19 protein-coding genes and 1 other annotated feature are annotated in these 18,360 nt (G+C 45.1%); of the genes, 16 read left to right on the forward strand and 3 right to left on the reverse strand.

The window, feature by feature from the left end:
* Positions 1 to 169: 169 nt before the first annotated feature.
* Positions 170 to 2,101 (forward strand): threonine--tRNA ligase, encoded by a 1,932-nt coding sequence (gene thrS / locus WA279_RS00485; protein ID WP_014480529.1) that lies wholly within the window; start codon positions 170 to 172, stop codon positions 2,099 to 2,101.
* Positions 2,102 to 2,139: 38 nt separating this feature from the next.
* On the opposite strand, the gene WA279_RS00490 is transcribed toward thrS, so the two are convergent.
* Positions 2,140 to 2,922 carry an HAD family hydrolase gene (locus WA279_RS00490; protein WP_032726370.1) on the reverse strand — a complete coding sequence of 261 codons (783 nt, stop codon included), beginning with the start codon at positions 2,920 to 2,922 and terminating at the stop codon, positions 2,140 to 2,142.
* Between the two features lie 166 nt (positions 2,923 to 3,088).
* Here WA279_RS00490 and lytS point away from each other — a divergent pair, with 166 nt between their 5' ends.
* From lytS to lrgB, 4 genes are all read left to right on the forward strand, one after another.
* Entirely contained in the window at positions 3,089 to 4,870 is a 1,782-nt protein-coding gene (gene lytS / locus WA279_RS00495) for a two-component system sensor histidine kinase LytS (protein WP_336153843.1), read from the forward strand.
* Complete coding sequence (lytT, locus tag WA279_RS00500) at positions 4,848 to 5,573, forward strand: two-component system response regulator LytT (RefSeq protein ID WP_015251493.1); 726 nt, start codon at positions 4,848 to 4,850, stop codon at positions 5,571 to 5,573. Before lytS ends, lytT begins: the two co-directional genes overlap by 23 nt.
* Before the next feature lie 133 nt (positions 5,574 to 5,706).
* The gene (lrgA, locus tag WA279_RS00505; RefSeq protein WP_014477620.1) at positions 5,707 to 6,147 is read left to right on the forward strand and encodes an antiholin-like murein hydrolase modulator LrgA; all 441 of its coding nucleotides are present in this window, start codon (positions 5,707 to 5,709) and stop codon (positions 6,145 to 6,147) included.
* A gap of 21 nt (positions 6,148 to 6,168) precedes the next feature.
* Positions 6,169 to 6,864, forward strand: a complete 696-nt coding sequence (lrgB, locus tag WA279_RS00510; RefSeq protein ID WP_003229482.1) for an antiholin-like protein LrgB — start codon at positions 6,169 to 6,171, stop codon at positions 6,862 to 6,864.
* Between the two features lie 31 nt (positions 6,865 to 6,895).
* On the opposite strand, the gene WA279_RS00515 is transcribed toward lrgB, so the two are convergent.
* Positions 6,896 to 7,558: a hypothetical protein gene (locus tag WA279_RS00515; RefSeq protein ID WP_160831706.1), complete on the reverse strand. Its 663-nt coding sequence runs from the start codon at positions 7,556 to 7,558 to the stop codon at positions 6,896 to 6,898.
* A 256-nt stretch (positions 7,559 to 7,814) separates the two neighbouring features.
* Positions 7,815 to 7,945, forward strand: a sequence feature (ribosomal protein L20 leader region).
* A 58-nt stretch (positions 7,946 to 8,003) separates the two neighbouring features.
* On the opposite strand from WA279_RS00515, the gene infC reads away from it, so the two are divergent.
* From infC to WA279_RS00535, 4 genes are read left to right on the forward strand one after another with little or no spacing between them, the layout of a single operon-like run.
* Complete coding sequence (infC, locus tag WA279_RS00520; RefSeq protein WP_010886591.1) at positions 8,004 to 8,525, forward strand: translation initiation factor IF-3; 522 nt, start codon at positions 8,004 to 8,006, stop codon at positions 8,523 to 8,525.
* A 12-nt stretch (positions 8,526 to 8,537) separates the two neighbouring features.
* A complete protein-coding gene (gene rpmI, locus WA279_RS00525; RefSeq protein ID WP_003222418.1) occupies positions 8,538 to 8,738 on the forward strand; it encodes a 50S ribosomal protein L35 in 201 nt (66 codons plus the stop codon).
* 31 nt (positions 8,739 to 8,769) lie between these two features.
* Entirely contained in the window at positions 8,770 to 9,129 is a 360-nt protein-coding gene (gene rplT, locus WA279_RS00530) for a 50S ribosomal protein L20 (RefSeq protein ID WP_003222420.1), read from the forward strand.
* A 56-nt stretch (positions 9,130 to 9,185) separates the two neighbouring features.
* Positions 9,186 to 9,455 (forward strand): DUF1294 domain-containing protein, encoded by a 270-nt coding sequence (locus WA279_RS00535; RefSeq protein ID WP_101169783.1) that lies wholly within the window; start codon positions 9,186 to 9,188, stop codon positions 9,453 to 9,455.
* 15 nt (positions 9,456 to 9,470) lie between these two features.
* Here WA279_RS00535 and ysdB read toward each other — a convergent pair whose 3' ends face one another.
* Positions 9,471 to 9,863 carry a sigma W pathway protein YsdB gene (gene ysdB, locus WA279_RS00540; protein ID WP_003229493.1) on the reverse strand — a complete coding sequence of 131 codons (393 nt, stop codon included), beginning with the start codon at positions 9,861 to 9,863 and terminating at the stop codon, positions 9,471 to 9,473.
* Between the two features lie 183 nt (positions 9,864 to 10,046).
* Between ysdB and WA279_RS00545 the strand changes: the two genes are divergently transcribed.
* The 7 genes from WA279_RS00545 to egsA all read left to right on the forward strand — a co-directional run bounded on the left by WA279_RS00545 (position 10,047) and on the right by egsA (position 18,347).
* Positions 10,047 to 11,132 (forward strand): M42 family metallopeptidase, encoded by a 1,086-nt coding sequence (locus tag WA279_RS00545; RefSeq protein ID WP_134156536.1) that lies wholly within the window; start codon positions 10,047 to 10,049, stop codon positions 11,130 to 11,132.
* A 196-nt stretch (positions 11,133 to 11,328) separates the two neighbouring features.
* Positions 11,329 to 12,300, forward strand: a complete 972-nt coding sequence (gene abnA / locus WA279_RS00550) for an arabinan endo-1,5-alpha-L-arabinosidase AbnA (RefSeq protein WP_336153848.1) — start codon at positions 11,329 to 11,331, stop codon at positions 12,298 to 12,300.
* Positions 12,301 to 12,477: 177 nt separating this feature from the next.
* A complete protein-coding gene (gene araA, locus WA279_RS00555) occupies positions 12,478 to 13,968 on the forward strand; it encodes an L-arabinose isomerase (RefSeq protein WP_336153850.1) in 1,491 nt (496 codons plus the stop codon).
* 13 nt (positions 13,969 to 13,981) lie between these two features.
* Positions 13,982 to 15,664: a ribulokinase gene (gene araB, locus WA279_RS00560; RefSeq protein WP_015251499.1), complete on the forward strand. Its 1,683-nt coding sequence runs from the start codon at positions 13,982 to 13,984 to the stop codon at positions 15,662 to 15,664.
* Between the two features lie 16 nt (positions 15,665 to 15,680).
* Entirely contained in the window at positions 15,681 to 16,370 is a 690-nt protein-coding gene (gene araD, locus WA279_RS00565; protein ID WP_003229501.1) for an L-ribulose-5-phosphate 4-epimerase, read from the forward strand.
* A complete protein-coding gene (araL, locus tag WA279_RS00570) occupies positions 16,348 to 17,166 on the forward strand; it encodes a sugar-phosphatase AraL (RefSeq protein ID WP_336154390.1) in 819 nt (272 codons plus the stop codon). The genes araD and araL overlap by 23 nt, the downstream gene beginning before the upstream one ends.
* Positions 17,163 to 18,347: a sn-glycerol-1-phosphate dehydrogenase gene (gene egsA / locus WA279_RS00575; protein WP_336153851.1), complete on the forward strand. Its 1,185-nt coding sequence runs from the start codon at positions 17,163 to 17,165 to the stop codon at positions 18,345 to 18,347. Before araL ends, egsA begins: the two co-directional genes overlap by 4 nt.
* Positions 18,348 to 18,360: the final 13 nt, after the last annotated feature.

Here is an 18,360-nt window from a genome sequence, read left to right on the forward strand (position 1 = left end):
CTTGAAAAGGAACAGTAATGGCTGACGGGAACTCCCGTTACAGAGCTTAGAGCCGCAGGTGCCGTATTGGCTTTGCGGAAAAAAGGGTGGAACCACGATTCCGTTTATTCAACCTCGTCCCTTTCATAGGGGGCGGGGTTTTTATATGCAAAAAAAAGGAGTGACAAAGATGTCAGATATGGTAAAAATCACATTTCCTGATGGAGCAGTCAAGGAGTTTGCGAAAGGAACAACAACAGAAGATATCGCGGCATCCATCAGTCCGGGATTAAAGAAAAAGTCATTAGCCGGAAAACTGAACGGAAAAGAAATCGATTTGAGAACGCCGATCAATGAAGACGGTACAGTGGAAATCATTACAGAAGGCTCAGAAGAAGGTCTTCAAATTATGCGCCACAGTACGGCTCACTTGCTGGCTCAAGCGATTAAACGCATCTACAAGGATGTTAAATTCGGCGTCGGTCCGGTTATCGAAAACGGGTTTTACTACGATGTAGAAATGGACGAAGCGATTACACCGGAGGATCTGCCGAAAATCGAGAAAGAAATGAAAAAAATCGTTAATGCGAACCTTCCGATCGTTCGAAAAGAAGTCAGCCGTGAAGAAGCGAAAGCCCGTTTTGCGGAAATCGGCGACGACCTGAAGCTTGAACTATTGGATGCGATTCCTGAAGGAGAAACCGTTTCGATCTATGAGCAAGGCGAATTCTTTGACCTGTGCCGCGGCGTCCATGTTCCTTCAACCGGAAAAATCAAAGAATTTAAGCTGTTAAGCCTTGCTGGCGCATACTGGCGCGGCGACAGCAAAAACCAAATGCTTCAGCGCGTATATGGTACAGCTTTCTTCAAAAAAGCTGATCTTGAAGAGCATCTTCGTATGCTAGAAGAAGCGAAAGAACGCGACCACAGAAAGCTCGGCAAAGAATTAAAGCTGTTTGCTAACTCTCAAAAAGTCGGACAAGGCCTGCCGCTTTGGCTGCCAAAAGGCGCGACAATCCGCCGCGTCATCGAGCGTTACATTGTCGATAAAGAAATCAGCCTCGGCTATGAGCACGTATACACACCTGTGCTTGGCAGCAAAGAGCTGTATGAAACATCAGGGCATTGGGACCATTATCAGGAAGGCATGTTCCCTCCGATGGAAATGGACAATGAAACACTTGTATTGCGTCCGATGAACTGTCCGCACCATATGATGATTTACAAACAAGACATTCACAGTTACCGCGAGCTTCCGATTCGTATTGCGGAGCTTGGAACGATGCACCGCTATGAAATGTCAGGTGCGCTGTCAGGGCTTCAACGGGTACGCGGAATGACGTTAAATGATGCACACATCTTTGTGCGCCCGGATCAAATTAAGGATGAGTTTATCCGTACAGTCCGTTTAATCCAGGATGTATATGAAGACTTCGGTTTAAGTGATTACACATTCCGTCTGTCTTACCGCGATCCGGAAGATACAGAGAAATATTTTGATGATGATGAAATGTGGAACAAAGCGCAATCCATGCTGAAAGAGGCAATGGACGAAATCGGCCACGACTATTACGAAGCAGAAGGTGAAGCGGCATTCTACGGCCCTAAACTTGATGTTCAGGTGAAAACTGCGATCGGAAAAGAAGAAACACTGTCTACGGTTCAGCTTGATTTCTTATTGCCGGAACGTTTCGACCTGACATACATCGGTGAGGACGGCAAGCAGCACCGTCCGGTTGTCATTCACAGAGGTGTCGTTTCAACAATGGAACGCTTTGTTGCCTTCTTAATCGAAGAACACAAAGGCGCGCTGCCGACATGGCTTGCACCGGTTCAGTTCCAAGTCATCCCGGTTTCTCCGGCTGTGCATTTAGACTACGCGAAAAAAGTGCAGGAACGCCTGCAACGTGAAGGCCTGCGTGTTGAAGTCGACAGCCGCGATGAAAAAATCGGATACAAAATCCGTGAAGCGCAAATGCAAAAAATCCCGTACATGCTGGTGGTCGGTGACCAAGAAGCAGAAAACGGAGCGGTAAACGTGCGTAAATACGGAGAACAGAACTCTGAAACCATTTCACTTGATGAGTTTGTGAAAAAGGCAGTAGCTGAAGCGAAAAAATAAAATAAAAAGCATGATCTCGTTGAAGAGATCATGCTTTTTTATTTCTCTAATATAGGAAACAAATCATGAAGGCTGCTGATGATGTAATCAGGCGTTACGTCAGTTTCGTTTTTCTTATCCGTCCGGTTGATCCAAACGGTTTTGATTCCGGCTCTTGAAGCGCCTAAAATATCAGTATTCAAATTATCGCCGACCATGATGGCATCGTCTTTTTCAATATTCATCAGCTTAAGGCAGTGTTCAAAAATTGAAACATCCGGCTTGCCCTTGCCGAATGCGCCCGAGATGACGATTTCATTGAAGTAAGGAGCGAGCTCAGGTACGCCGGCAAGCTTCTCCTTTTGCAGACTCGGATCGCCATTTGTCAAAAGCAATAATTCATACTTGCCTTTTAATTGGTCGAGTACAGCAAAAGTTTCATCATATACAAACGGGCGCTTTCTGCGCTCTGCCGCAAAAAACTCTCCCAAGTATTCGCCATATGCAGGATCATCGATTCCAAGCGCTTTCAGTCCGTTTGTCCATGCATTTCTTCTGTACTCCGGCACAATCTTGTTCAGCTTTTGAAAGCCTTCACTGATTGGCTCTGAGAAATTGGACCACAGTCCTTCAAACGGGTTAATGCCGATCATCACTGTATATGGATACGTCTCATATGACATGTACAATTCTCTCGCCGCTTCGCGAACAGCTGCTTCGAATTCCTCAGGGTCAAGGCCATATTTTTTCTCCGCCTGTAAGCAAGTTTCTGCAAATGTTGTTCTGACGCTTTTTTCGTCCCAAAGTAGTGTATCATCTAAATCAAAAAATACGGCTTTCATGATCTTCTCCTCTGCTTCAGATTCAAATCTTTCTGCCAAAAGGCTCATGTTTTATTTTACAATAGATAAAAGCCTTGTGAAATATGTTTTCAGACGATTTTAAAAAAACAGTCAGCCGTAAAACGAAAACATGCTAGAATGAAAACGGAAAGAACAGGTGACATGAATGATTCATTTAATGATTATGATGCTGGAGAGAGTGGGGATTATTGTTATATTAGGGTTCATTCTCGCCCATACGAAACTTTTCAGACAAGCTCTTCAGAATCAGGACGGCTATAAAGGAAAAGCAATTTTAATTTCAATTTTTTCTCTTTTCAGCATCATCAGCAATTATACAGGCATCGAAATTCAAAGAAATGTGATTGTAAACAATGACTGGGTGTTTACGATAGATCCATCGGGCTCTATCGCGAATACCCGTATTTTGGGCGTGGAAATCGGGGGCCTTCTCGGAGGTCCGTTTGTAGGGGCTGGGATCGGCATACTGGCGGGCCTGCATCGTTTTTCACTCGGTGGCAGCACGGCTTTAAGCTGTGCCGTATCATCTATTTTAGCGGGTGTTCTTGCAGGCTTGATCGGCAGGTATTTTACGAAGCGATATCGAATGCCGACACCGCGCATCGCCGCTCTTGTGGGAATCGGCATGGAGTCACTGCAAATGGTCATTATTTTGCTGATGGCAAAGCCGTTCAGTGACGCTTGGGAGCTTGTCAGCATGATCGGAATTCCGATGATACTCATCAATGGAACAGGCAGTTTTATTTTTCTGTCTATTATTCAAGCGATCATTCGCAAGGAAGAACAGGCAAGAGCTCTCGAAACGCATCGAGTGCTGACGATTGCTGATCAGACACTTCCATTTTTTCGCCAAGGATTAAATGAAAACTCCTGTAAAAGTGTAGCGGCTATTATCCATAAGCTGACAGGAACAGATGCGGTGTCTCTCACTGACAAAGAAAAGATCCTTGCGCATGTCGGTGCGGGAATGGATCACCACATCCCATCGAAAAGCTTGATCACCGGCCTGTCCAAAAAGGTGATTAAAACAGGGCATATTATGAAGGCGATTTCGCAGGAAGAGATTGAATGCACGCATGCTGAATGCCCTTTGCACGCTGCAATTGTCCTGCCGCTGACATCGAACGGCAATACAATCGGCACCTTAAAAATGTACTTTAAAAGCCCGGCAGGCCTGAGTCAGGTAGAGGAGGAACTTGCCGAGGGGCTGGCCATGCTGTTTTCGACACAGCTTGAGCTTGGGGAAGCAGAGCTGCAAAGCAAACTTCTCAAGGATGCTGAAATTAAAGCGCTTCAAGCACAGGTGAATCCGCATTTTTTATTTAATGCGATCAACACGATTTCTGCGCTATGCCGTACAGATGTTGAAAAAACCCGTAAGCTCCTATTGCAGCTCAGTGTTTATTTTCGTTCAAACCTTCAAGGAGCGAGACAGCTGCTGATCCCGCTCTCAAAGGAGCTGAACCATCTTAACGCCTATTTGTCATTAGAACAGGCGCGTTTTCCCGGGAAATATAAAATTGAGCTTAATATCGACACAAGACTGGAGCAGATTGAAATCCCTCCGTTTGTTTTGCAGGTGCTTGTCGAGAACGCGCTTCGGCACGCGTTTCCGAAAAAACAAGACATATGCAAGGTTACAGTCTGTGTCTTATCTGATGATGCATCCGTCTATATGAAGGTGGCGGATAACGGACGCGGAATTCCGCCGGACGTCTTGCCGGAACTGGGAAAGAAACCGTTTCCGTCTAAGGAGGGAACCGGTACAGCGCTTTATAACCTAAATCAGCGGCTGATCGGTTTATTCGGACAGCAGGCTGCACTGCATATCAGCAGTGAGGTTCATAAAGGGACAGAGGTTTCCTTTCAAGTGCCAATGCAACAGACGAAAGAGGGAGAAGAACATGCTCAGGGTGTTAATAGTTGATGATGAGATGCTGGCAAGGGATGAACTGGCTTACTTGCTTAAGCGGACCAATGAGGAAATGGAAATCAATGAAGCGGAAAATATTGAATCCGCTTTTGACCAAATGATGGATCAAAAACCTGATTTGCTGTTTCTAGACGTTGATTTATCCGGAGAAAACGGTTTTGATATCGCAAAGCGATTGAAGAAAATGAAGCATCCTCCTGCTGTTGTGTTTGCGACAGCGTATGACCAGTATGCACTCAAAGCGTTTGAGGTGGATGCTCTTGATTATTTAACCAAGCCATTCGATGAAGAAAGAATTCAGCAAACGCTGAAAAAATATAAAAAAGTCAATCGGGATATTGTAGAAACAGAGCAAAACAGCCATGCCGGCCAGCACAAGCTCGCGCTATCTGTGGGGGAATCGATTGTGATTGTGGATACGAAGGACATTATCTATGCCGGAACAGAAGATGGTCATGTCAATGTAAAAACCTTCGATCATTCTTATACGGTCAGCGATACACTCGTTGTGATTGAGAAAAAGCTGCCGGATTCTGATTTTATCCGCGTCCATCGGAGCTTTGTCGTGAATACCGAATATATTAAAGAAATTCAGCCATGGTTTAATTCAACGTATAATCTGATCATGAAAGACGGATCGAAAATACCGGTCAGCCGGACATATGCGAAGGAATTGAAAAAGCTGCTCCATATTTGATGGGCGGCTTTTTGCATTTCAGCCATTTGATTCTGCAACTCAGACCCGCTATACGGCATGTTATCTTGTAAGCGCTTTATAACAGGGGATTCTTATTTATAATGAGGGTACCAAAGAGAAAGAGGTGAAGAAAATGAGTGCTAAAAAAGTGTACGGGTTTTTAACACAAGCATTTATTTTTGCCGTCATTATGCTGGTTTCAAATATGATTGCCGCTATTGTCCCAATACCTATCCCGGCATCGGTTGTAGGGTTGGTCTTATTATTTCTCCTATTATGTTTGAAAGTCATTAAACTGGAACAAGTGGAAACGCTCGGAACGTCTTTGACCTCTCTGATCGGATTTTTATTTGTTCCATCAGGTATATCTGTTATGAATTCGCTTGGTGTGATGCAGCAATACGGCCTGCAAATTGTTCTTGTCATTCTGCTCGCAACGATTATTTTGCTGGGGGCTACGGGATTGTTTTCTCAGCTGATTCTGTCGCTGAGCGGAAAACGCAAAACCGCAGCGGACATGAAAACAAAAACAGTGCAAAGCCCGCAGAACAATAACGAACTCGTTCACCATTAAGGGAAACAGGAGGTTCTTCACATGGAAAGCACAATGAGTCCTTATTTTGGGATTGTCGTATCACTTGCTGCATTCGGCATCGGCACCTTTTTATTTAAGAAAACGAAAGGCTTCTTCCTTTTCACTCCTTTGTTTGTTGCCATGGTGCTGGGGATCGCATTTTTAAAAATCGGCGGTTTTTCCTACGCGGATTATAATAACGGGGGAGAGATCATTAAGTTTTTTCTTGAACCGGCAACGATCGCATTTGCAATTCCTTTGTACAAACAAAGAGATAAGCTTAAAAAGTACTGGTGGCAAATCATGGCCTCCATTATTGCCGGCTCTATCTGCTCTGTCACGATTGTTTATTTGCTCGCTAAAGGCATTCATCTCGATTCGGCCGTAATGAAAAGCATGCTTCCGCAGGCGGCTACAACGGCAATTGCGCTTCCTTTATCAAAAGGCATCGGGGGCATCAGCGACATCACAGCCTTTGCGGTTATCTTTAACGCTGTCATCGTATATGCGCTTGGAGCATTGTTCTTGAAGGTGTTTAAAGTGAAAAATCCGATTTCTAAAGGATTGGCTCTTGGAACATCCGGACATGCACTTGGTGTAGCGGTCGGGATTGAGATGGGAGAAGTTGAAGCTGCGATGGCAAGTATTGCTGTTGTCGTAGTAGGAGTGGTAACGGTTCTGGTCATCCCTGTGTTTGTGCAGCTGATCGGAGGATAAGCCAAGGCTGAATGCCTTGGCTTTTTTTATTTTATGGTGCGTCTTCGGGATCGATATACCCTTGTTTAATGCCCCATTCTACTTGATCGTCATGCCACTTTTTTCGTTCTTCATAACCATAACCATCGTCATCAGGAAGCTCTGAAGCTGGCTGTTGAATGGTTTTATCTGTCTGACTCGAGGAAGATGGTGGATCTTGACTATTAGATGAGGGTGCCTCAGTCTGCTGCCGTTGTGCCTGTGACTGCCGCTTTTTCTCAGCATTCGCTTTCTGCTCTTTTTGGATTGCTGCCTGCCGCTGTCTTTCAAGTTCAGCTTGTCTTTTTGCTTCCGCTAATCGCTGATTCTCTGCCGCCTGCTGCTCTGCTAATCGCTGTCTCTCCGCTTTTTCCTCCTGCTGTTTCTTTCGTTTCGCCTCCCGCTCTTTTTCAAGCTTTTTCTCAGCGGCGATTTGTCTTTGCTTTTCAGCTTCTTCTTTTGCCTTCCGCTTTCCTAACTCAGTAGCGAGTGGACTCTCGAACTTCATGTCTAATGAAACGGGTTTTAGTTTTTTTAGCTCTTTCTCCAGCTCCTTTTGAGGAAATGCTGCAGTTGTCTTAACAGTTTCGACTTTTGATTCGGAAGATGTGCTGCTATTCGAGCAACCGGTTAATATCAATGTAAAAAATAAAGCAAGCTGTATCAGTTTGTTCATGTGTCAGGCTCCCTTCTGCTTCTTATATCGGTCAGAGATTAACTTTGTTTTACATTTCTTCCTTTCGGTGGTTTTGTTGTAAATTGCGAAATCAGGGGGAATGGTTGGTTCTTTGCATTCTGGGTGGGGATGAAAGATTTTCTTTTTCTCTCTTGCGCTCATAGAAAACCCATGTTACAATGTAAAAGTTGTTCCGGATAAGTCGTCCTTGACTAAAGATCCGGTATTGTGTAGAATAGTTATTGAATTGAATATAAATCACAAGCAGAAGCACCCGCTTCTCACCTGATTGACACATGCATGTAGTTGGCAGGTTGACCGTACATTTTTATTGATACAGATGTTCGTAGTGTGGGTGTTTTATAATGCCCACACTTTTTGTTTGCCTGCAAAATGCATTCAAAATGAGTTGTGAATCAATTCGAAGAAACTATGGAGGTGGCTCATTATTAGCAAAGATCAATTGGTTAATGAGGGTATCCGTGCACGTGAGGTCCGTTTAATCGGACAAAATGGCGACCAGCTTGGAATCAAGTCCCGTCAGGAAGCACTTGAAATCGCCGGCCGCGCAAATCTTGACCTTGTGTTAGTTGCAGCGAATGCAAAACCGCCTGTCTGCCGAATCATGGACTACGGTAAGTTCCGATTTGAGCAGCAGAAAAAGGAAAAAGAAGCACGCAAGAATCAAAAAATCATTAACTTAAAAGAAGTTCGGTTAAGTCCGACAATCGATGAGCATGACTTTAACACGAAATTGCGCAATGCGATTAAATTCCTTGAAAAAGGCGATAAAGTGAAAGCTTCTATCCGCTTTAAAGGACGCGCAATCACTCATAAAGAAATCGGTCAGCGTGTATTAGACCGTTTCTCCGAAGCATGTGCTGAGGTTGCGACAGTCGAAACAAAACCAAAAATGGACGGCCGCAGCATGTTCTTAATGCTCGCACCGAAAAACGAAAAGCAATAAGGAGGAAATCCCATGCCAAAAATGAAAACTCACCGCGGATCTGCTAAACGTTTTAAAAAGACAGGTTCTGGGAAGTTAAAACGTTCTCACGCGTACACAAGTCACTTATTCGCCAACAAATCTCAAAAGCAAAAGCGTAAGCTTCGCAAGAGTGCTGTTGTAAGCGCAGGAGACTTCAAACGTATCAAACAAATGCTTGCTAACATCAAGTAATCGGATAAGGAACAATTAGGAGGGAAATTCAATGCCAAGAGTAAAAGGCGGAACTGTTACACGTAAGCGTCGTAAAAAGGTTCTTAAATTAGCAAAAGGTTATTTCGGTTCAAAACATACATTATACAAAGTAGCTAACCAGCAGGTCATGAAATCTGGAAACTATGCTTTCCGTGACCGTCGTCAGAAAAAACGTGATTTCCGTAAACTTTGGATCACTCGTATCAACGCAGCTGCTCGCATGAACGGCCTTTCTTACAGCCGTTTAATGCACGGTCTTAAGCTTTCTGGTATCGAAGTAAACCGTAAAATGCTTGCTGATCTTGCTGTAAACGATCTTACTGCATTCAATCAGCTTGCTGATGCTGCTAAAGCTCAATTAAACAAGTAATCATATAGAGCCGCTCTCCAGCAGAGCGGCTTTTTCTATATAAAGGATGAGGCAACATGATTATTGCTGCTTATTTGGTGTTGATTAATCTGTGCGGTTTTTGGGTGATGGGCTTTGACAAACGTAAAGCGCAGCAGCACAAGTGGAGAATTTCTGAAGACCGGCTGTGGCTGATAGCCATCGTATTTGGAGCGCTCGGTGTCTGGCTTGGCATGCAAACCTTCAGACATAAAACGAAACACGCTTCTTTTAAGTATGGAGTACCGCTTCTTCTGGTAATTGAAGCGATTCTCATCGCTATTTACTACAGCCCGTTTGATTTATAAAAAGCAGAAAAGCGTTTAACGCTCTTCTGCTTTTTTTGCGAGTTTAATGGGCTGGTCCCAGTCAATCTTACAATTTGGATATCGTTCCAGCACTTTTTCTTCAATGTTCTCAAAATCTTTTGCAGAGAAATGTTTCAGCTTCTCAGGAGATTCTGTCCAGACAAAGATCGTGTGAATAAACAGCGGATGATCCTTGGAAGGAATATGTTTTTCTCCCTCAAAAAGCACGCCTTTATACGTCAGCTGAAAATTCTTCCGGGTATTGTTTTGTTCATCAATAATATAAAAATGTTCTTTTGATTGGGCCAGCTTAAGCCTTCTCTTAGGATTCGCGACATATTTGACCACGGCATAAATACAATAAGCAAAAAGTGCAAGCAAAATAATCCTTAGAACCATGACAAACATTGTGTGAAGGCACCTCCCTTATTGTGATGATCTGATGTAATACGAAAAGCATAGAAAAAGGTTTCACTTTTTCTAAAAGAAAGCTGTAAAAACATATACCCGATTTTCAAGTGAAATAGTCGTATGGTTAGCGCCATGTTTTGTATAATAAGAATGCAGGACTGATGAAGGAGGGTTTGGAACATGGCAAAATTAGATGAAACATTGACCATGCTGAAAGATTTAACAGATGCAAAAGGCATACCGGGCAATGAAAGAGAAGTAAGGCAAGTGATGAAATCATACATAGAACCATTTGCTGATGAGGTGACAACAGATCGCCTGGGCAGTTTAATTGCCAAAAAAACTGGTGCAGAAAACGGCCCGAAAATTATGATCGCCGGACATTTGGATGAAGTCGGCTTTATGGTGACACAAATCACAGATAAAGGCTTTATCCGTTTTCAAACCGTTGGCGGCTGGTGGGCTCAGGTTATGCTTGCCCAGCGCGTCACCATTGTCACAAAAAAAGGAGAAATCACAGGGGTTATCGGATCTAAGCCGCCTCATATTTTGTCTCCTGAAGCAAGAAAAAAATCAGTGGAAATAAAAGACATGTTTATTGATATTGGAGCTTCAAGCCGGGAAGAAGCCTTGGAGTGGGGTGTACTCCCGGGAGATATGATCGTTCCGCATTTTGAATTTACGGTCATGAACAATGAAAAATTCCTACTCGCAAAGGCGTGGGACAACCGCATTGGCTGTGCGATTGCAATTGATGTGTTAAGAAACTTACAAAACACAGATCATCCAAATATAGTGTATGGCGTCGGAACTGTGCAGGAGGAAGTCGGCCTGAGGGGAGCGAAAACGGCTGCGCACACCATTCAGCCTGATATTGCGTTTGGTGTTGATGTAGGAATAGCAGGAGACACGCCTGGCATTTCTGAGAAGGAAGCGCAGAGCAAAATGGGCAAAGGCCCGCAGATTATCGTTTACGATGCATCTATGGTCTCTCACAAAGGTTTGCGCGATGCAGTTGTAGCAACTGCAGAGGAAGCCGGCATTCCGTACCAATTTGATGCCATTGCCGGCGGCGGAACTGATTCGGGTGCCATCCATTTGACGGCAAATGGCGTTCCTGCGCTGTCCATTACCATTGCAACCCGCTACATTCATACGCACGCGGCCATGCTGCATCGTGATGATTATGAAAACGCGGTAAAGTTAATTACAGAAGTCATTAAGAAGTTAGACCGAAAAATGGTTGACGAAATTACGTACCAATAAAGATACGGAAGAATCCGCCTATTGAGGCGGATTCTATTTTTTGTCTGTACAAATTACAACATAGTGACTACAATAAAGTTGATACCGAAAATTTCCTGAACATGACGATATACGACACGCAGCTCGATTTGACAGGAAGGGAGGATAAACAATCTAATTTGTAAGCGCTTTCTAATATAAAGGAGGTTAAACAAAATTGAAAAAGAAAAAAACATGGAAACGCTTCTTACATTTTTCGAGTGCTGCTCTGGCTGCAGGTTTGATATTCACTTCCGCTGCTCCTGCAGAGGCAGCATTTTGGGGTGCATCCAATGAGCTCCTTCATGATCCGACTATGATTAAAGAGGGGAGCTCATGGTATGCGCTCGGAACAGGGCTTACGGAAGAACGGGGACTGCGGGTGTTGAAGTCTTCAGACGCTAAAAATTGGACCGTACAAAAATCCATTTTTAGCACACCGCTATCGTGGTGGTCCAATTATGTGCCGAATTACGAGCCAAACCAATGGGCGCCGGACATCCAATACTATAACGGAAAGTACTGGCTGTATTATTCTGTTTCTACTTTTGGAAGCAATACATCTGCCATTGGCCTGGCATCTTCCACAAGCATTAGTTCGGGGAGCTGGAAGGACGAGGGCTTGGTGATTCGTTCGACAAGCTCAAATAATTATAACGCCATTGATCCGGAGCTGACATTCGACAAGGATGGCAACCCGTGGCTTGCGTTCGGCTCGTTTTGGACCGGCATTAAGCTGACCAAGCTTGATAAGAATACGATGAAGCCTACTGGCTCGCTCTATTCGATTGCAGCCAGACCGAATAATGGCGATGCCTTAGAAGCTCCTACTCTTACGTATCAAAATGGTTACTACTATTTAATGGTTTCATTTGATAAATGCTGTGCTGGAGTAAACAGTACGTACAAAATTGCTTACGGAAGATCTAAAAACATTACAGGCCCTTATCTTGATAAAAGCGGAAAAAGCATGCTCGAAGGCGGAGGCACCATTTTGGATTCGGGCAATGACCAATGGAAAGGACCTGGAGGCCAGGATATTGTAAATGGAAACGTTCTTGTTCGCCATGCCTATGATGCCAATAACAACGGCATTCCGAAGCTTCTTATCAATGATTTGAACTGGAGCTCGGGCTGGCCGTCCTATTGAATCAAAAAGCCGGGGGGGAGAGCCCGGCTTTTTTTAAAAGAAAAGATTGACAGTATAATAGTCAATTACTATAATGAAATTGTTCGTACAAATATTTAATATGGGTTTATTATCTATTATTAGTACGTATCTTTTATAATTGAAAGCGTTTTATTTTATGAGAAAGGGGCAGTTTACATGCTTCAGACAAAGGATTATGAATTCTGGTTTGTGACAGGAAGCCAGCACCTATACGGGGAAGAGACGCTGGAACTGGTAGATCAGCATGCTAAAAGCATTTGTGAGGGGCTCAGCGGGGTTTCTTCCAGATATAAAATCACTCATAAGCCCGTCGTCACTTCACCGGAAACCATCAGAGAGCTGTTAAGAGAAGCGGAGTACAGTGAGACATGCGCTGGCATCATTACATGGATGCACACATTTTCCCCTGCAAAAATGTGGATAGAAGGCCTTTCCTCTTATCAAAAACCGCTTATGCATTTGCATACCCAATATAATCGCGATATCCCGTGGAGTACGATTGACATGGATTTTATGAACAGCAACCAATCCGCACATGGCGATCGAGAGTACGGTTACATCAACTCGAGAATGGGGCTTAGCCGAAAAGTCATTGCCGGCTATTGGGATGATGAAGAAGTGAAAAAAGAAATGTCCCAGTGGATGGATACGGCGGCTGCATTAAATGAAAGCAGACATATTAAGGTTGCCAGATTTGGAGATAATATGCGTCATGTCGCGGTAACGGACGGAGACAAGGTGGGAGCGCATATTCAATTTGGCTGGCAGGTTGACGGATATGGCATCGGGGATCTTGTTGAAGTGATGGATCGCATTACGGACGACGAGGTTGACACGCTTTATGCGGAGTATGACAGACTATATGTGATCAGTGAGGAAACAAAACGTGACGAAGCAAAGGTAGCGTCCATTAAAGAACAGGCGAAAATTGAACTTGGCTTAACCGCTTTTCTTGAGCAAGGCGGATACACAGCGTTTACGACATCGTTTGAAGTGCTGCACGGAATGAAACAGCTGCCGGGACTTGCCGTTCAGCGCCTGATGGAGAAAGGCTACGGGTTTGCCGGTGAAGGAGATTGGAAGACAGCGGCCCTTGTACGGATGATGAAAATCATGGCTGAAGGAAAAAGAACTTCCTTCATGGAAGATTACACGTACCATTTTGAACCGGGAAATGAAATGATTCTGGGCTCTCACATGCTTGAAGTGTGTCCGACTGTCGCTTTGGATCAGCCGAAAATCGAGGTTCATCCGCTTTCGATTGGCGGCAAAGAAGACCCTGCGCGTTTTGTATTTAACGGCATCAGCGGTTCTGCCATTCAAGCTAGCATTGTTGATATTGGCGGGCGTTTCCGCCTTGTGCTGAATGAAGTCAACGGCCAGGAAATTGAAAAAGACATGCCGAATTTACCGGTTGCCCGTGTTCTCTGGAAGCCGGAGCCGTCATTGAAAACAGCAGCGGAGGCATGGATTTTAGCCGGCGGTGCACACCATACCTGCCTGTCTTATGAACTGACAGCGGAGCAAATGCTTGATTGGGCGGAAATGGCGGGGATCGAAAGTGTTCTCATTTCCCGTGATACGACAATTCATAAACTGAAACACGAGTTAAAATGGAACGAGGCGCTTTACCGGCTTCAAAAGTAGAGGGGGATGTCACATGGCTTACACAATAGGGGTTGATTTTGGAACTTTATCAGGAAGAGCGGTGCTCGTTCATGTCCAAACAGGGGAGGAACTTGCGGCTGCTGTAAAAGAATACAGGCATGCTGTCATTGATACCGTCCTTCCAAAAACGGGTCAAAAGCTGCCGCGTGACTGGGCGCTGCAGCACCCTGCTGATTACCTCGAAGTCTTGGAAACAACCATTCCGTCTTTACTCGAACAGACGGGCGTTGAACCGAAAGACATTATCGGGATTGGAATTGATTTCACGGCATGTACGATCCTTCCTATTGACAGCAGCGGGCAGCCGTTATGCATGCTGCCTGAATATGAAGAGGAGCCGCACAGCTATGTGAAGCTCTGGAAGCATCATGCGGCCCAAAAACATGCTGATCGGCTCAATCAAATCGCGGAAGAAGAAGGAGAGGCTTTTTTACAGCGGTACGGAGGAAAAATTTCATCAGAATGGATGATTCCAAAGGTCATGCAAATTGCCGAGGAAGCGCCTCACATTTATGAAGCGGCTGACCGGATCATCGAGGCTGCGGACTGGATCGTGTACCAGCTGTGCGGCTCGCTCAAGCGAAGCAACTGTACCGCAGGGTATAAAGCGATGTGGAGTGAAAAAGCGGGGTATCCGTCAGATGATTTTTTTGAGAAATTAAACCCTTCAATGAAAACGATTACAAAGGACAAATTGTCAGGTTCTATTCATTCAGTAGGAGAAAAAGCCGGCAGTCTGACTGAAAAAATGGCAAAGCTGACAGGGCTTCTCCCGGGAACGGCTGTTGCGGTTGCCAATGTGGACGCTCATGTTTCCGTACCGGCGGTCGGCATTACAGAGCCAGGGAAAATGCTGATGATTATGGGAACTTCAACGTGCCATGTTCTTCTTGGTGAAGAGGTGCATATCGTTCCAGGTATGTGCGGCGTTGTGGACAACGGAATTCTCCCGGGCTATGCGGGATATGAAGCCGGGCAGTCCTGTGTTGGCGATCATTTTGACTGGTTTGTGAAAACATGTGTCCCGCCAGCGTATCAAGAGGAAGCAAAGGAAAAAAACATTGGCGTTCATGAGCTGCTGAGTGAGAAAGCAAACCATCAAGCACCAGGTGAAAGCGGCCTGCTTGCTTTAGATTGGTGGAATGGAAACCGTTCAACTCTTGTCGATGCGGATTTAACAGGGATGCTGCTTGGCATGACCCTGCTGACGAAGCCTGAAGAGATTTATAGAGCGTTAGTTGAAGCGACAGCTTACGGAACCCGGATGATTATCGAAACATTCAAAGAAAGCGGTGTTCCGATTGAGGAACTATACGCAGCCGGCGGAATAGCTGAGAAAAACCCGTTTGTCATGCAGATTTATGCGGATGTGACAAACATGGACATTAAAATCTCTGGTTCACCGCAAGCACCAGCCTTAGGATCTGCCATTTTCGGCGCGCTTGCAGCAGGCAAAGAAAAAGGCGGCTACGATGACATCAAAGAGGCAGCGGCGAACATGGGAAAACTGAAAGATATAACTTATACGCCAAATGCCGAAAACGCCGCGGTTTATGAAAAATTGTACGCTGAATATAAAGAGCTGGTTCATTATTTCGGAAAAGAAAACCATGTCATGAAGCGTCTGAAAACGATCAAAAATCTTCAATTTTCATCTGCCGCCAAAAAGAATTGATAAAGGGTGATGGAGCATGCTTGAAACATTAAAAAAAGAAGTGCTGGCTGCCAACCTGAAGCTTCAAGAGCATCAGCTGGTAACCTTTACGTGGGGAAATGTCAGCGGCATTGACCGTGAAAAAGAAAGAATTGTCATCAAACCTAGCGGAGTCGAATACAGTGACCTAACAGCCGATGACTTGGTTGTTTTGAACCTTGATGGAGAGGTCGTCGAAGGCTCGCTTAAGCCTTCTTCAGATACACCTACCCATGTTTATTTATATAAAGCCTTTCCGAATATCGGGGGAATTGTCCATACCCATTCTCAATGGGCGACAAGCTGGGCGCAATCGGGCAGAGACATCCCTCCGTTAGGCACGACCCATGCTGATTATTTTGACAGTGCGATTCCATGTACTCGAGAAATGTATGATGAAGAAATCATTCATGACTACGAACTGAATACAGGAAAAGTCATAGCGGAAACCTTTCAGCATCATAACTACGAACAGGTGCCGGGTGTGCTCGTGAATAATCACGGACCGTTCTGCTGGGGCACTGACGCCTTAAATGCCATTCATAACGCAGTTGTATTAGAAACGGTTGCCGAAATGGCCTATCACTCCATTATGCTGAATAAGGATGTAACCCCAATCAATACAGTCCTGCATGAAAAGCATTTTTATCGAAAACACGGAGCAAATGCGTATTATGGCCAGTCATGATACGCCTGTGTCACCGGCTGGCATTCTGATTGACTTGGACGGTACTGTATTCAGAGGAAATGAGTTGATCGAAGGAGCAAGAGAAGCGATCAAAACGCTTAGGAGAATGGGAAAGAAAATCGCCTTTTTAAGCAACCGGGGGAATATCTCCCGTGCCATGTGCAGAAAAAAACTTCTTGGCGCGGGGATTGAAACGGACGTAAACGACATTGTTCTGTCATCAAGCGTGACAGCGGCTTTTCTGAAAAAACATTATCGTTTTTCAAAGGTATGGGTGCTTGGGGAGCAAGGCTTGGTTGACGAGCTTAGGCTGGCCGGTGTGCAGAACGCGAACGAACCGAAGGAAGCGGATTGGCTCGTGATCTCCCTTCATGAAACGCTCACGTACGACGATTTAAATCAAGCCTTTCAAGCGGCTGCCGGCGGCGCTCGTATCATCGCTACAAACAAAGACCGCTCTTTTCCGAACGAAGACGGAAATGCCATTGATGTGGCTGGAATGATTGGGGCGATAGAGGCTTCCGCACAAGCGAAGACTGAACTTGTTGTCGGAAAACCGTCGTGGCTGATGGCGGAGGCTGCCTGTACAGCAATGAGGCTGTCCGCACATGAATGCATGATTATAGGAGACAGCATTGAATCTGACATTGCGATGGGGAAGCTTTATGGCATGAAAAGCGCCTTAGTGCTAACTGGTTCTGCGAAACAGGGTGAACAGCGTTTGTACACGCCGGATTATGTGCTGGATTCTATTAAGGATGTAACCAAATTGGCTGAGGAGGGGATTCTGATATGAATCGTATCGCAGCTGACGTTCAGCGTGCTTTTGAACACGCCGGAGAAAAGACGTTGCCTATAAAAGTTGAAGAAATTGTTCTCGGTAAGCAAGCAGCTGATTCGCTTTTGGATTATGTAAAACGAAAAAACAATCAACATATTGTCCTTGTCTGCGACGCGAATACACACCGCATTGTAGGAATTGATTTAGAAAACCGACTGAATCAAGCAGGATTTCAGGCCGAGTGCCTAATCATTCCAGAAAATGAAGCCGGAGATGTGACAGCTGATGAACGATCGCTCATTCATGTGCTGGTCCATACGAAACAACCAACGGATGTCATGATCGCAGTCGGTTCGGGCACGATTCATGATATCGTCCGCTTTGCGGCGTTTCAAAGAGATTTGCCGTTTATTTCTTATCCGACTGCTCCATCTGTAGACGGTTTTACATCAGCAGGGGCGCCGATTATTTTATACGGCACGAAAACAACCATTCAAACGAAGGCCCCATCTGCGCTGTTCGCTGATCTGGATCTATTAAAAGCGGCACCGCAGTCAATGGTGGCGGCTGGCTTTGGTGACATGCTCGGTAAAATCACGTCTTTAGCAGATTGGGAAATATCCCGGCATCTTGCCGGTGAGCCTTATTCGCCTGCAGGAGCTAAGATCGTTCAGGAGGCGCTTGCTGCCTGCATTGAACACACAGAAGACATTGCGATGAAAACGGAAACAGGCATACGGGTTTTGATGGAGTCTTTACTTGTATCGGGGCTTGTCATGCTGGCATTAGATCATTCCCGCCCGGCATCAGGCGGAGAGCATCATATTTCACATTGGATTGAGATGGAATTAATGGAGAAAAAACGGCCACAGATTCTTCATGGGGCAAAGGTGGGCTGTGCAGCTGTTTTATTAACTGACACATACAGAAAGCTCGCTCAGGATGACGGGCTGAACGAATTTTCACCGAGCCGGCAGCAAGCCATCCAATCGGCTTATCAAACTCTCCCGGAAGGAGAAGTGCTGGCTGATTGGCTGAGATCAGCCGGAGGCCCTGCGTATTTTGACGAAATCGGTGTCGGGCAGGATTCCGTCAAGAAGGCCTTCAGACATGCGCACACCTTAAGAGACCGCTGCACCGGATTAAGAATCATTAATGAAAACAAAACGCTGATCAACCATGGTCTATATGAATAGCCCGCACCTCGAA

Source organism: Bacillus sp. 204(2023), from assembly GCF_037027505.1.
Taxonomy (GTDB): Bacteria; Bacillota; Bacilli; order Bacillales; family Bacillaceae; genus Bacillus; species Bacillus subtilis.

Coding starts and splice junctions, on each gene's coding strand:
- thrS (WP_014480529.1), top strand. CDS start 170: ATGTCAGATATGGTAAAAATCACATTTCCTGATGGAGCAGTCAAGGAG.
- WA279_RS00490 (WP_032726370.1), bottom strand. CDS start 2,922: ATGAAAGCCGTATTTTTTGATTTAGATGATACACTACTTTGGGACGAA.
- lytS (WP_336153843.1), top strand. CDS start 3,089: ATGATTCATTTAATGATTATGATGCTGGAGAGAGTGGGGATTATTGTT.
- lytT (WP_015251493.1), top strand. CDS start 4,848: ATGCTCAGGGTGTTAATAGTTGATGATGAGATGCTGGCAAGGGATGAA.
- lrgA (WP_014477620.1), top strand. CDS start 5,707: ATGAGTGCTAAAAAAGTGTACGGGTTTTTAACACAAGCATTTATTTTT.
- lrgB (WP_003229482.1), top strand. CDS start 6,169: ATGGAAAGCACAATGAGTCCTTATTTTGGGATTGTCGTATCACTTGCT.
- WA279_RS00515 (WP_160831706.1), bottom strand. CDS start 7,558: ATGAACAAACTGATACAGCTTGCTTTATTTTTTACATTGATATTAACC.
- rpmI (WP_003222418.1), top strand. CDS start 8,538: ATGCCAAAAATGAAAACTCACCGCGGATCTGCTAAACGTTTTAAAAAG.
- rplT (WP_003222420.1), top strand. CDS start 8,770: ATGCCAAGAGTAAAAGGCGGAACTGTTACACGTAAGCGTCGTAAAAAG.
- WA279_RS00535 (WP_101169783.1), top strand. CDS start 9,186: ATGATTATTGCTGCTTATTTGGTGTTGATTAATCTGTGCGGTTTTTGG.
- ysdB (WP_003229493.1), bottom strand. CDS start 9,863: ATGTTTGTCATGGTTCTAAGGATTATTTTGCTTGCACTTTTTGCTTAT.
- WA279_RS00545 (WP_134156536.1), top strand. CDS start 10,047: ATGGCAAAATTAGATGAAACATTGACCATGCTGAAAGATTTAACAGAT.
- araA (WP_336153850.1), top strand. CDS start 12,478: ATGCTTCAGACAAAGGATTATGAATTCTGGTTTGTGACAGGAAGCCAG.
- araB (WP_015251499.1), top strand. CDS start 13,982: ATGGCTTACACAATAGGGGTTGATTTTGGAACTTTATCAGGAAGAGCG.
- araD (WP_003229501.1), top strand. CDS start 15,681: ATGCTTGAAACATTAAAAAAAGAAGTGCTGGCTGCCAACCTGAAGCTT.
- araL (WP_336154390.1), top strand. CDS start 16,348: ATGCGTATTATGGCCAGTCATGATACGCCTGTGTCACCGGCTGGCATT.
- egsA (WP_336153851.1), top strand. CDS start 17,163: ATGAATCGTATCGCAGCTGACGTTCAGCGTGCTTTTGAACACGCCGGA.